Here is a 13,385-nt window from a genome sequence, read left to right on the forward strand (position 1 = left end):
GGATGCTTAAAGGGTAATGTTTAAACCAACAAGTAATTTCCTGCTGATGGGATATTTAATGCTGGATTGACCAGAGCCCAGGTCAACTTCCGGATCTGTTCCGGAAAAATTAGTGGCAGTATAGAGATTATCGCCGCTAACAAATACGCGAAAATTTGCTATCCGAAGCGATTGAGTAATCTGCTCGGGCAGATTGTAACCAAGGGTGATGTTTCTCAGCCGCAGATAACTTCCGTCTTCAAGGTAACGCGTAGAAGTTGCGTTGGATGCATCTGAGCGACCATGGATGGGTTTAGGGTGTGTTGCGATATCACCAGGCTTGGTCCAGCGATTCCAGCCTTCTGCCAGCTGCATCTGGTTGTAGCTCTCATATAAACCATCATTGTCGAAATAAAACCGGCTATCATTGTAAACATAGTTGCCGTAAACAAAATTGACGAAAGCAGAAAGTGTAAAGGCTTTATACCGAAGGTTATTATATAAACCACCTGTGAATTTCGGGGCACCAGATTTACCTGTATAAACACGTGATGCCAGGTTGTAATTATTCGTATAGGTGATATAATTTTTATTATCGGCATCCATGATCAGGTTCTGCCATAATGGATCACCATTGTCAGGATTAACGCCGGCCCAAACAGGCATAAACCATTCGTCCATATCACGACCAACAGCAATAGGCTGACGAGCGCCCGTGTTTACTTCAGTACGACCTTCGTTTATCTCAAGTACCTTGTTCCTGTTGAAAGCCATATTGAAATTGGTTTCCCAGCTGAAATCCTTTTTTACGATATTCTTAGTGGTAAGATTGAATTCCACACCCCTGTTACGAATGGCTCCAACATTTTCATACACACCATCAAATCCGGAAGTGGCGGGCAATCCGCGGAAGAAGAGAAGGTCGGAGGTTTCTTTACTGTAAAGGTCAACCGACAGATCAATCCTTTTAAAGAAACTCATATCAATACCCAGGTTCATTGACTTAGACTTTTCCCAGGTCAGATCTGGATTTGATTTCTGGCTGGGTGCTGCGCCTGGCAGGCCGGCATAACTTGCGCCGGTGGAAATACTATAGAGTCCCATAGATGCATAGTACCCGATACCTTCAGCATTTCCAGTAGTACCATAACTGGCGCGAAGTTTCAGGAAACTGACCGGGTCAATACCTGTCATGAAATTTTCATTGCTGATGATCCAGCTTGCTCCCAGCTGATAAAATGTTGCAGCCGGATTATTTACACCGAAGCGGGAAGAAAATTCATTTACGAGGGAAGCAACGGCAAAATACTTATTGGCAAAACTATAATCTGCCTGTCCCAGGTATTTACTGAACATATAACGGTCATTACCACCATAAGGATTCTGAATTATATCTGTTGCCGTACTAAAGGCATCTCTACCTGGAGGCAATCCTTTTACAGAAGCACCGCTGCTTTCTGAATATCCCTTTTCGATTTCATATACCCCTAATAACGACAGGCTGTGTTGGCCCATTTCAACGCCATAACGCAAACGGTTTGAAGATACCAGGGTTGTGTTAAAGCCATTGCTCATATAGGCTGAACCGCTGTTGGTAGCGCCTTCCTTGGAACGTTTATCGTAATAAGAATCACTGTTATAGTGGTAAATACGGGCACGGTTATACGTAGAAAGAGTAAGATTCTTTAATACGGTATAATCAAGGTTAACATCAGCGCTCATGTTGAAGCTGCGAGCCTTTGATGTATTATACTGTAGTGAATGAAGGAAATTGTCGCGGTCGCGGCCATACCAGGTACCATAACGTGCATCAACCGGGGTGCCATCGGCATTATACGCCGCATCAAAGGGAAGGTTCAGATAGGCATCATAAACGGTTGCATCCGGGTTATATTTATCCTGGATAAATATTCCGTTCAGCATGGTTGTAAGCTTAAGCTTTTGGGTGAGCTTGCTCGTTAGATTAGCCCTGAAATTGTACCGGTCATTGCTGTTTTCTATGAGTGTACCTTCCTCACGGTAATAGTTTCCGGAAACATAAAACTGGCTTTTTTCTGTTCCTCCACTTGCACTAAGGGTATAACTGTTAACCATCGCGTTGTGGAATGCAAGATCCCACCAGTCGGTATTGTTATTGATGGCAGCGGGATCAGGAGTATAGAAAGTTTGCTGGTAATCATAGAGCTGTTGTGAATTCATCAATTTGAAATTACCTGTTGTGGCCTGGGCAACACCTATGGTAGAATTCAACTCGATTTTTGTTTTACCAGCTTTTCCGGATTTGGTGGTAATGATGATCACACCATTGGCAGCTCTTGAACCATACAGACCAGTTGCGGCAGCGTCTCTCAAAACAGTAACTGATTCAACATCGGTTGGATTATAGGTACCGCCGATATTTCCATCCACAACATAAAGCGGACTGGTACTTGCATTAATTGTTCCTGCACCGCGAATCACCACACTCGATCCTGATGTGGGATCTCCGGAAGCAGAGGATACCACCACACCAGGGGCCTTACCCTGCAATAAAGAGTTCAGGTTGCTGGAAGTTACATCCGTCAGCTTTTCTGCCGACACCACCGATACTGCACTGGATAACTGCGATTTTTTCTTAGTGGAATAACCGACCACTGCTATTTCCTGCAATTCAGCAGCTTCTGTATCCAGTTGAATAGCAAGCGTGCTACCTCCCTTTGCTTCAACAGTTTGGCTGGCATAACCAACACCTGTCAGTACCAAGATGGCTTTCTCCAGCACTGAAATACTGAAGCCACCCTTATCATCAGTAACAACAACATTGGAAGTACCCTTCTCTGTAACGGAGATGCCGGGTAATGAATTTCCGGACTTATCCCGGACGGTTCCCTTTACAGGAACTTTTTGCGCAACAGACGATATGCCTATTGCCAGGAATGCAATTAATAGCAAAAAATTTCTCATACTCGTTTGGTTTTTACAATTGATGTTTATCAATCATCTTCCAAACGAATATGAACCGTTTTGCCGAATAAGATTTACCTGTATGATGATGCAAATACGCCAACAAAAAAATGCAAACGTTTGATATAGAAAGGCAATCGTTTGCGCAAAATTTAATATAAGGATAATATGTACGACATATTAATTGAATAATAAGAGGAGATGGCTGATTCAGTGATTCTGGTAGTAGAAACAGTAATCTGTATCAGTAGCAAGCGGATAAAAGATGGGACCTTTATGCTGCGGCGCATCGACATTCTGACAACAATTAATAGTTTATGAAGATCCTTCAATTGGTATGTTTCATTTGTATCCTATCCAGTGCAGCCTGTAAAAGTTCAAAAAATCAAGGAGAGATGATTACCCAATACAACAACTTAATCTTCCCGAAAGGAGATCCTTTACCAAATACTTATTTTACAGGAAATGCTTTCCTAACGCCACTGGTTACCCGCAACAACAACAATGATTATTCTATTGGTAATGTTACATTTGAACCAGGTGCAAGAACCCATTGGCATACTCATCCAAAGGGTCAGACCCTAATTATTACATCGGGGGAAGGATTTTACCAGGAAAAGGGAAAGGCGGCAAGGCCTTTGAAAAAAGGAGATGTTGTAACCATCCCCGAAAATACTGTGCATTGGCATGGCGCATCAGCCAATAGCATGTTCGTGCATATTGCCATTACAAACATCCTTAACGATCAAAGCGTAGTATGGCTTGAGGCAGTCACTGATGCAGAATATGGTACTGCAAAAAACAAATAACAATCACCAATATGGTAAAAACATTTTTTCAGGTACAGCTGCTGTTTCTGGTTTTGCTGTGTATAGTACAACCCATCAGTGCGCAAACTAACTATAGTGTATCCCTAAATGCCAGGCAGAAAAGCATGTCGGGAATTGCCACACTAACTGCAGTTGGCAACATAGAGAAATTGAAGATGGAATTGAATGCGGCACTAGATGCGGGACTTACCATCAATGAGATCAAAGAAACGCTTGTGCATCTCTACGCTTATTGTGGGTTTCCCCGGAGTCTGAATGGTATAATCAGTTTTATGGGGGTGCTTGAGGAGAGAAAAGCAAAAGGCATAAAAGATATAACGGGAAAGGATGCTTCACCCATTAAAGACTCCGTCACAAAATATGAGCGGGGAAAACGAACCTTGCAAGCACTCACTGGTCGTGAGGAAAGAGGTCCTAAAACAGGTTACAATGCATTCTCACCGGTGATCGATACATTTCTGAAAGAGCATTTGTTTGCCGATATTTTCAGTCGCGATCTGCTCACCTACAGTCAGCGCGAGCTTATAACCATCTCCGTATTATCGGCCATGAGTGGTGTGGAAGCACAATTACAGGGCCATCTGTCCATTGGCTTAAAACTGGGAATGACCGAAGCGCAGTTAAAGGAAATATTCGATCTGACGGAGATGCATATTGGAATAGAACGGGCAGAATCGGCAAGGGCCACACTCAAGAAAATAATTTCACCACAGAAGAAGGAAGAATCTTTTAAGGGTAATGGAAATCCTCAGAAAGTAAGGCTGGCAAAAGTTGAGGTTGATGCCGACCAGTTGGAAAAATATAAGGTACTTTTAAAAGAAGAGATTGAAGCGTCCATTCAAAAGGAACCGGGTGTATTAACTTTATATGCCGTGTTTGAAAAAGAAAGACCAACTCACCTAACCATTCTGGAGATTTACGCCAATGAAGAAGCATACCAGTTGCACCTGAAAACCCCACATTTTCTGAAGTATAAGAATGGAACTGCAAATATGGTGAAGGGACTTGAGCTGGTAGAAACAGATCCTCTTATCCCAACTCTTAAGATCAAATGACTAATCTGTTTATCAATAAAAAAAGGGTTACAAAACTGTAACCCTTTTCCATTTCGATATTCCACTACTTATTAGTTTGTTGTGCCGCAGTGCCCGTGTATCGATCGCCCACAATTTTGATCTTAGATAAGTCAGCTGTCAGCTTTTGCAGCTCTTCCTGTGTGAAAGTATAATTGGCCGACCACATATTTTCCTGCAGATGAGCAAGCTTGGTAGTTCCTGGTATGGGAACGATAAATGGCTTCTGTGCCATCAGCCATGCCAAGGCTACCTGGGCAACAGTTAGTCCGCGATGATCACCAAAATCTTTCAGTATCTCAATTATAGGCCAGTTGGCGATGATAGCATCCTTCTGGTAACGTGGCAAGGTGGGACGGTTATCATTGGCCGCAATATATTTGGTACGCTCATGAATATAACCAGAAAGTAATGCCCTGCTCAGGGGGCTATAAGGAACAAAGCCGATACCCAGCTCTTCACAAACTTTGATCACATCGTTTTCCGGTTGCCGGGTCATGATAGAATACTCACTCTGTAAGGCGGTGAGTGGTTGAACTGCATGTGCTTTACGAATGTTTGAAGCGTTCGCTTCACTGAGACCAAAAAATTTCACCTTACCTTCTGTTATCAGGTCCTTCACTGTGCCCGCAACATCGTCCATGGGTACTTTGGGATCAACGCGGTGCTGGTATAACAGATCGATATAGTCTGTCCGCAGACTCTTAAGAGAATGCTCCACCACTTTCCGGATATTCTCCGGGCGACTGTTAAGTCCCAGGCTTGGTTTACCATCAATGAATCCGAATTTGGTTGCAATGATCACATTCTTTCTTATCGGTTGCAATGCCTCACCCACCAGTTCCTCATTCACCAATGGGCCATAGGCTTCCGCAGTATCAAAGAAGGTTACGCCCAGATCATGCGCTTTACGAATTAACCCGATCATTGCCTTCCTATCGGGAACAAAACTTCGATGGTAGCTCATCCCCATGCAACCTAATCCCAATGCTGAAACTTCGAGCCTTTGACTTCCTGAACCCAATACACGTTTTTTGCTATCGGTTGGAGTCTCGGATCTTTTTTCTGATCTCGTATTAGTGAGTCCAAGTGTTGGCGAGAGTAAGAATGCACTGCTGATTGCTGCGCCTGCTTTCAGGAACCGTCGGCGATTGTTGTTATCCATACCTGCAATTTATTAATTGATGAAATCTGCTGGCATCATTTGAACGATGCTATTGCAAATTTCAGCTTTACTTACAAGCTTAAGCTTATATGGATTACTGCATTCCTTACCATTATTACCGATTGGAGGAGGGATATGATTTACCCTGTAAAAGAACCAGTAATTTTATATAAGCAAAAAACAGAAGTCATGGAAGAGATCATTCAACTGGATAGCATAGCAACCTATAACCAATTACGCGGGGTGAAGACAATGCATCCACTCATCAGTGTTTTGGATTTGTCGAAAGCCAATCCCATGCCTGCAAAGACCTTTCATTTCAGTATGTATGCCATATACTTAAAGGAATTAAAATGCGGGGAGCTGAAATATGGCAGAAACCATTATGATTTCCAGGAAGGAACATTGGTGTTCATAGCACCTGGACAAGTACTGGGTGTTCAGCCAAATGTAACCACTTTCGAACCGAAGGGATGGGCCTTAATGTTTCATCCCGATCTGATCAAAGGAACTCCATTGGGTAAGCAGATCCATAATTATTCTTTCTTCTCTTATGATGTTAATGAGGCATTACATCTGTCAGATAAAGAACGGCAGATCGTACTTGATTGTTTTGCCAAGATCCAGTATGAGATCGAACATTCGATAGATAAACATAGTAAAACCCTGATTGCCTCTAATATTGAATTGTTCCTGAATTATTGTACAAGGTTCTATGACCGCCAGTTCATAACAAGGGATAACAGCATCAAAGGCATATTAGAAAAGTTTGAAGACATGTTGAATAACTATTTCAGTTCTGAGAAACCACAGAACCTCGGATTGCCATCAGTTGGATACTGTGCTGAAGCCCTGCATTTATCTGCCAACTATTTTGGCGACCTCATTAAAAAGGAGACAGGGAAATCGGCACAGGAATATATACAGGCAAAACTTATTGATCTGGCGAAAGAACGCATTTATGATAAGGAGAAATCAATCAGTGAAGTGGCTTATGATCTGGGCTTTAAGTATCCCCAGCATTTCACCCGGCTATTCAAGCAAAAGGTGGGCGTATCACCCAATGAATACAGGCATTTGAATTAAGGTGTTATTTTATAATTCCGATTTCTTTCAGCCATTGCTTAACGGATGATTCCACCTGTGTAGCTTTACTCCCTTGCATAACGTAAAGAATCCCATCTCTTTCTTTTCCGCCTTCTGTTGAAAAGCCTTTCAGCATCTTACTGTTTGGACAGAGTTGTTTGATCGTTTCAAATCCGCTGCCCACACCATAGCCAGCATGGGTATTAAAAGGGATAATGGTTTTACCACGGAGATCGTATTGTGTCAAAAAACTCTTGAAGGGCGGAGGCAGTTGCATGCCCCAGGTGGGAAACCCAATAAACACCATGTCGTATGTTTCTATGCTGTCAATGAAAGTTTTAAGTGGGGGCAAAAATCCGCTGGCATTTTCGCGGGCCACCTGGTCAACGGTTGTTTGATAATGTGCGGGATAGGGATTTTTCAATTCAAGTTCCACCAGTTTGCCACCAATATGCCGGTGAATCATTTCAGCAACTGCTTTGGTGTTTTTTGTACGCGACAAATAAACGATCAACACCTTTTTATCCTCCGGCCGGGATGATTTTTCAGCACCCGGCTTCTGTGCTCTTGAACAGCCACACAGTAAACAGGAAACCGCGAAGATGCTTAACCAGTATTTTATTTTCGAGTTCATGCGTTGTGGTTAGAATTACTTTCCCACCTGCTTTTGCAGATGCTGGGGGTATCTTTCTCCCTGGATGGTAATTTTTGAAGCCGCTGTTTCGATCTGCTCCAGGTCGGCCGGGGTCAATTCAATAGACACAGCACCTATATTTTCCTGCAGGCGATGAAATTTAGTGGTGCCGGGAATGGGAACTATCCATGGTTTTTGAGCCAACAGCCACGCCAGGGCAATTTGCGCGGGTGTGGCTTTTTTCTTTACGGCGATAGCTTTTACCATGTCAACCATTGCCTGGTTTGCCTTCCTGTTTTCTTCCGAAAATCTCGGGACTATATTTCTGAAATCGGTGGGATCAAATAGTGTTTGTTCATTGATGGCTCCTGTAAGGAAACCTTTCCCAAGTGGACTGAATGGGACAAAGCCAATGCCCAGTTCTTCCAATGTTGGGATGATCTCTTCTTCGGGTTCCCGAAAGAATAATGAGTACTCGCTTTGGAGTGCAGCAACGGGCTGAATGGCATGTGCTTTACGGATGGTTGCCACCCCCGCTTCAGACAATCCCCAGTGAAGGATCTTGCCCTCCCGAATCAATTCCTGTATGGCTCCGGCAACCTCTTCAATAGGAACAGAAGTATCTACGCGGTGTTGATAAAAGAGATCAATATGATCGGTCTTCAGTCTTATTAGTGCGGCGTCGGCAACTGCTTTGATGGTTGAAGGGCGGCTGTCTAATCCCAAGGCTGTCTTACCTTCTTTAAATCCGAATTTGGTGGCAATGACCACATTGTTCCGGAAAGGGGCCAGAGCTTCACCAAGTAATATTTCGTTATCATATGGGCCGTAAGCCTCAGCTGTATCAAAGAAGGTGATGCCATTATCATATGCGGCCTGTAATAGTTTGATGGCCTCCTGCTTGTCTGTGGCCGGACCGTAACCAAAGCTGAGTCCCATGCATCCCAGTCCCAGTGCTGAAACTTCCAATCCGCTCTTCCCTAATATGCGGGAAGGCATTGTTGTGAGGGTGTTTATTTTATCGTTTTGCATATTGTTATGTTAATGAGGCAAAGGTCGATAGAAAGAAGGGGCATTATTTATACGCATTACTGATTTAACTACCAATATTCCTGCCTTCAGCAAGCTTTCGGCAGGCGCGCAGGGGAGATATATGTCAGTTATGTTTAGGTGACAGTACATTGGTTTTTAAAACATTACTTCACAATAGACTTCGTTTTCTGTAGTCATTCTGTAGCGATTCCGTAGCGAATTTGTAATCATTCTGTAGCGATTCTGTAGTGATTCTGTAGTGATTCCATAGCGGTTCTGTAGCGGCGCCGTAGTGATCCCGGCCGCTGGGTATAGCGATTTCGTAGCCGTTTCATAGTGATTGCAGTCTAATCTAAGTCTAATCTAAGTCTAACCTAAGTCTAACCTAATAGTCAACCTGTAGTCTCGACAGAAAGTTTTAATCGTTTAAAGGCAGGAGTCTGTCGATAGCGGCAATCATCCCGTCGCATTGGAAAAAACTTCTCCATAATAGATAATAGTTTTAACTGGATTCGCTTCTCTTCAGAAAGATCAACTATTTAATATATCCTATTCGTGCATGGTTGTTCGACAATCCTACGGCAATCCTTCGAGCATCCTTCGGAAAGGGTTCGGATGGGGTTAAATGAACTATTAAATAGCGTGGAATAATGCTTATTAAAACCTTAAGCCATGAAAAAAGTATTCCTTCTTTGGGGTTTATCCCTGATTTTATTTGCCGGTCAAAGCTGTAATAAAGATAATACTGTGATACGGCCACCAATTGATCCACCCGCTGGTACACCCATACCTCCGCCACCGCCTCCTCCTCCAACTAATACTGCCCCGTATGTGGGGATAGGAGATAATCTGGTAAAATTTCCTTTTAGTAAAATACAATTGCACAGTGGGGCTTATGATGAACAAGGTGATTCCTTAAGTTTCACCTGGAATAAAATCAACGGCCCTGAATCTTACAGGATTGAAACTAAGGATCTCCCTTCGACACTTATCAGTAACCTAGTGAATGGTGATTATGAATTTGTACTGGAAGCAAAAGATTCCATGGGCCTGGTAGGCAAAGACACTATTTCAATAAATGTGGAACTAAACCTTTAAACAGTAAAGAACTCTACTTCAAGGATCGTGCTTGGGAATATGACGACTGGAGTGGTATGTATTTAAAAATTCCTGATTTTATATACATCGCAGAAGCCGGCAGGGCATATAAAATATTTATACAAAGCGACGACGATCCTGAATGGGTTGAGGTCAAATCTCCCTACGATTGGATGCAGACTTATTCATATGAGCCGGTAAGTAATTTACTCCCCTATTTAATAATTTATTCTTACGGTGGAAATACCACGGGCACCTCTTCTGTCAAAGTTGTTTTCGAGTAAGGAGAAAATAATTTCAAGTATAAACCTTTGTTATGAAAAAGTTCCTTAATTGTTGCTTCCTACTATTTCTGGTTGGAATAGCATGCACACCTGAAAAGGATAGCCCTGACCGAGTTATTGACCCAATTATAGTGGACAACAACACTCCGCCAATCGTGAATGTGGGCAGTGATATACAAGATTATCCTTTCCCGGCTATCCGGATAAATCCAAGTATTGTTGATGCCGAATCCAACGTCTTTACATTAAAATGGACCAAACTCAGTGGACCGGAGGAAGTAAAGATCACACCATCCAGTGATAATGATGTGCTATTAAAAGAGTTGAAGAACGGTAAATATGAAATTGAGCTTTCTGTAACGGATGTGGGAGGCAAAGTGGTAAAAGATACCCTGACACTTGGAGTTAATCTCAAGTCAATTGATAATGGAGAGATTATTTTCAATAATCTCTCCTGGACCAATCATTTATGGTGGGGAGCAATAGTTAGAATACCCTCTTTTCCATTAAACGTTCCACCTGATAAAAAATTCAAAGTATATATTCAGCGTGACTTTGATCCATCCTGGATTGAAGTGATTGATTACGATGATGAAACTGATCACTATGGATATTCTATAGAGGAGTATACGGATATGACCCATCAATACAAATACGGTGATCTATTAATATTCGATACGAAATCTAATGACTTGCAGGATACGCCGAATGTAAAAGTTGTTTTTCAACCATGATATGGCATCAACGCGTTCCAATGTTCATGCATAGCCATTGCAGCCCCCAAAGCAGAGGCCTGTGCTACTTCTGCCGTACATATTTCATATGCAGGGAATGCCGCAGCCAGCATTTTCATATATACGTCGTTTCTACTGAAGCCGCCGTCAACAAAGATCCTTTTACAGTTACCCTCCTGAAGAACAAGGCCTGTGCTTTCCACCTGTTTTTGTACCAAATCCTGCACCTGCTGATGGTAGGCTTTTTCATAGCCTGCTTCGGGTGCAGGATCATATCGGAGATGCTTATAATAATGGAGGGGTTTATCAAATTGAGCGGCAAGTTTTTTTACCTGCTGTTCGTGTTCGTAACCTAAGAACAACCTGCTGGCCTTAACGTGACGGCCTTCATAACTCAGGTAGCAGAGACAATCTTTCTGCAACTCTGTATCAGTGAGTAAGCTATGGTTAAAGGGGTTCATGCTTATGCACCAGGTACCGGTCGACAATAAAATAAATGGTTCCTGGAAGGTCTGCAGGTAGGGAACAAGGGCGGCTGAACTATCATGTAATCCAACCCCCACAGGGATTTTCTGGTAATAACCAGCAATTCCACTACTTGGATGAATTGGTGCCAGCTTTTTATCAATGCCTTCCCGGTAAACCCAATCGTGGTAATCGGATTTATCAAAGTTCCAAAGATGTGTATGGCAGCCAATACTGGTGATGTCCGAAAAGGCATGGCCTGTAAGAAGGTATGCGAGATACTGTGGAAGATGCAGGGCATAATGCAGCCTGCTGAACAATTCCGGATCTTCATTTTTGAGCCGGTAAAGCTGGAGACCGGAGTTCAGGCTTCCAAGTGCTGGTGACGCTGTTGCCCGGCAGAGTTCTATCCTGCCACCATACCTCACATAGAATTGATCGAGAAGGGATTCTGGATAAGGTTTAAGATAATTGCAGATGGGTGCAATAACCTCTCCCACCTCATTAATCAAAACGAAACTGGCGCCATAGGCCGCACAATTTATTGCCCGCAATTTATAACCGGGATTATCCAGGATTGATTGCAATGATGAGAGCATCCAACTTGATAATGCATTGATATCTTCGCAGGGGAAACCATCTGCATCAGTTGTTTCCTGAAGCTGTGTTGAGTAATCCCAAACAAGCTGGTAGTCCTTGTCAAAAAGGATCAACTTTTTGTTGGTCTTCCCGATATCAAAAACTGCAATTACTTCTTTAGCCGCCATTATAATCCGGTTGCAATAGTTTTGGCACCTCGTTCACGGATTAGTTCCTTCCTCAAATTAAGTGATCGGAAACATCCCAGCGGATCAAGTGCACCACCACTGCGCAAACGAGCCTCCGCCACAAAAGGGCGCACATCAGTTCGAAAGCTCTGCTGCAAAATTTCCTGGGCTCTCACCACATCATTAGATTGCTGTGCTTCCTCCAATTTTTTACGGTCAAGTATCAGCGCCTGGGCATATGCAATGAGGATGGCTTCCACCGATTGAAGCAGGTCTTCCAGCGGGTCTTTTACATTGTGTGAAGCATCGATCATCCATCCCAGGTCGGTGGCATGATCCATTCCGCGGGCATCCATCCCCTCCACCAGTTCATTGAAAATAAGGAAGAGCTGGTAGGGCCTTATGCTTCCAACCGTGAGGTCATCATCCCCATATTTACTGTCGTTAAAGTGGAAGCCGGCAAGTTTACCTTCCATGAGAAGAAGTGCCACGATCTGTTCGATATTGGCATTGGGCAAATGGTGCCCGAGATCAACCAGTGTGTAAGCCTGCGGACCCAATTTATTGGCGAAGAGCAGAGATTGGCCCCAGTCGCCCACTGTCATAGAATAAAAATTCGGCTCATAAGCCTTGTATTCCACAAAAAGTTTCCAGTCGGCCGGCAGTTGTTTATAGATCTCCTGAAGACTCTCCAGTGTATTCTGGAAGGCCCGTCGGAAGTTCAGTTGACCGGGGAAGCAGCTCCCGTCGCTGAGCCAAACGGTCAGTGCCTTAGAACCTAACTCAATTCCATGGCGGATCACTTCAATATTATGGTCGATGGCCTGTCTTCTGACGGCGGCATCCACATGTTGAAGTGATCCGAACTTATAACTGAGCAATTGGCCGGGTTGGTCCTGGAATGTGTTGGAGTTGACGGCATCGAAGGCTAGATCCAGTTGGGCAGCTTTGGCGCGGATAGCAGCATAATGCTCCGGAATATCCCAGGGGATATGAAGTGAAACGGCGCCGCTGCTTCGGTTGAGGGCATGAAGCAAACCGATATCATCCAGTTTTTCTTCAAGGTTTCCGGGTTCGCCGGCACCAGAGAATCTTCCAAAGCGGGTGCCACCTGTTCCCAGCGCCCATGATGGGATAGCCACATTGAACGCCATCAGCTTTTGGATAACAGTTTCAATACCGGCAGCGCCTGCCGCATGAAATTCGAATTTTCGTTTATGTTCCGCGACCAGGGGTTGGTTTAATTCCTGGATGCGGGATGGATCTAAGTACATAAAATCGTTCTTTTTATATGG

At 43.6% G+C, this 13,385-nt stretch carries 11 protein-coding genes; 5 read left to right on the forward strand and 6 right to left on the reverse strand.

What is annotated here, in order from left to right; translation table 11 throughout:
- Positions 1–6 precede the first annotated feature (6 nt).
- Positions 7–2,922 carry a SusC/RagA family TonB-linked outer membrane protein gene (locus V6M43_RS06575; RefSeq protein WP_332733506.1) on the reverse strand — a complete coding sequence of 972 codons (2,916 nt, stop codon included), beginning with the start codon at positions 2,920–2,922 and terminating at the stop codon, positions 7–9.
- Between the two features lie 395 nt (positions 2,923–3,317).
- Here V6M43_RS06575 and V6M43_RS06580 point away from each other — a divergent pair, with 395 nt between their 5' ends.
- Both V6M43_RS06580 and V6M43_RS06585 read left to right on the forward strand, forming a co-directional pair.
- On the forward strand, positions 3,318–3,731 hold the full coding sequence (locus V6M43_RS06580) for a (R)-mandelonitrile lyase (RefSeq protein WP_332733508.1): 414 nt from the start codon (positions 3,318–3,320) through the stop codon (positions 3,729–3,731).
- A gap of 11 nt (positions 3,732–3,742) precedes the next feature.
- Positions 3,743–4,807 carry a carboxymuconolactone decarboxylase family protein gene (locus tag V6M43_RS06585; RefSeq protein WP_332733510.1) on the forward strand — a complete coding sequence of 355 codons (1,065 nt, stop codon included), beginning with the start codon at positions 3,743–3,745 and terminating at the stop codon, positions 4,805–4,807.
- Between the two features lie 64 nt (positions 4,808–4,871).
- Here V6M43_RS06585 and V6M43_RS06590 read toward each other — a convergent pair whose 3' ends face one another.
- A complete protein-coding gene (locus V6M43_RS06590; RefSeq protein ID WP_332733512.1) occupies positions 4,872–5,990 on the reverse strand; it encodes an aldo/keto reductase in 1,119 nt (372 codons plus the stop codon).
- 189 nt (positions 5,991–6,179) lie between these two features.
- Between V6M43_RS06590 and V6M43_RS06595 the strand changes: the two genes are divergently transcribed.
- Positions 6,180–7,076 (forward strand): helix-turn-helix domain-containing protein, encoded by an 897-nt coding sequence (locus V6M43_RS06595; RefSeq protein ID WP_332733514.1) that lies wholly within the window; start codon positions 6,180–6,182, stop codon positions 7,074–7,076.
- Between the two features lie 4 nt (positions 7,077–7,080).
- On the opposite strand, the gene V6M43_RS06600 is transcribed toward V6M43_RS06595, so the two are convergent.
- Both V6M43_RS06600 and V6M43_RS06605 read right to left on the reverse strand, forming a co-directional pair.
- Positions 7,081–7,710, reverse strand: a complete 630-nt coding sequence (locus V6M43_RS06600; protein ID WP_332733516.1) for a flavodoxin family protein — start codon at positions 7,708–7,710, stop codon at positions 7,081–7,083.
- A gap of 15 nt (positions 7,711–7,725) precedes the next feature.
- On the reverse strand, positions 7,726–8,742 hold the full coding sequence (locus V6M43_RS06605) for an aldo/keto reductase (protein WP_332733518.1): 1,017 nt from the start codon (positions 8,740–8,742) through the stop codon (positions 7,726–7,728).
- A 672-nt stretch (positions 8,743–9,414) separates the two neighbouring features.
- Here V6M43_RS06605 and V6M43_RS06610 point away from each other — a divergent pair.
- Entirely contained in the window at positions 9,415–9,840 is a 426-nt protein-coding gene (locus V6M43_RS06610; protein ID WP_332733520.1) for a PKD domain-containing protein, read from the forward strand.
- Between the two features lie 316 nt (positions 9,841–10,156).
- The gene (locus V6M43_RS06615) at positions 10,157–10,858 is read left to right on the forward strand and encodes a PKD domain-containing protein (protein ID WP_332733522.1); all 702 of its coding nucleotides are present in this window, start codon (positions 10,157–10,159) and stop codon (positions 10,856–10,858) included.
- On the opposite strand, the gene V6M43_RS06620 is transcribed toward V6M43_RS06615, so the two are convergent.
- Complete coding sequence (locus V6M43_RS06620) at positions 10,849–12,090, reverse strand: FGGY-family carbohydrate kinase (RefSeq protein ID WP_332733524.1); 1,242 nt, start codon at positions 12,088–12,090, stop codon at positions 10,849–10,851. The genes V6M43_RS06615 and V6M43_RS06620 overlap by 10 nt on opposite strands.
- Entirely contained in the window at positions 12,090–13,364 is a 1,275-nt protein-coding gene (locus V6M43_RS06625) for a sugar isomerase (protein WP_332733526.1), read from the reverse strand. The genes V6M43_RS06620 and V6M43_RS06625 overlap by 1 nt, the downstream gene beginning before the upstream one ends.
- Positions 13,365–13,385: the final 21 nt, after the last annotated feature.

Origin of the sequence: Flavihumibacter sp., assembly GCF_036676075.1 — a bacterium.
In the GTDB taxonomy this organism is placed as follows: domain Bacteria; phylum Bacteroidota; class Bacteroidia; order Chitinophagales; family Chitinophagaceae; genus Flavihumibacter.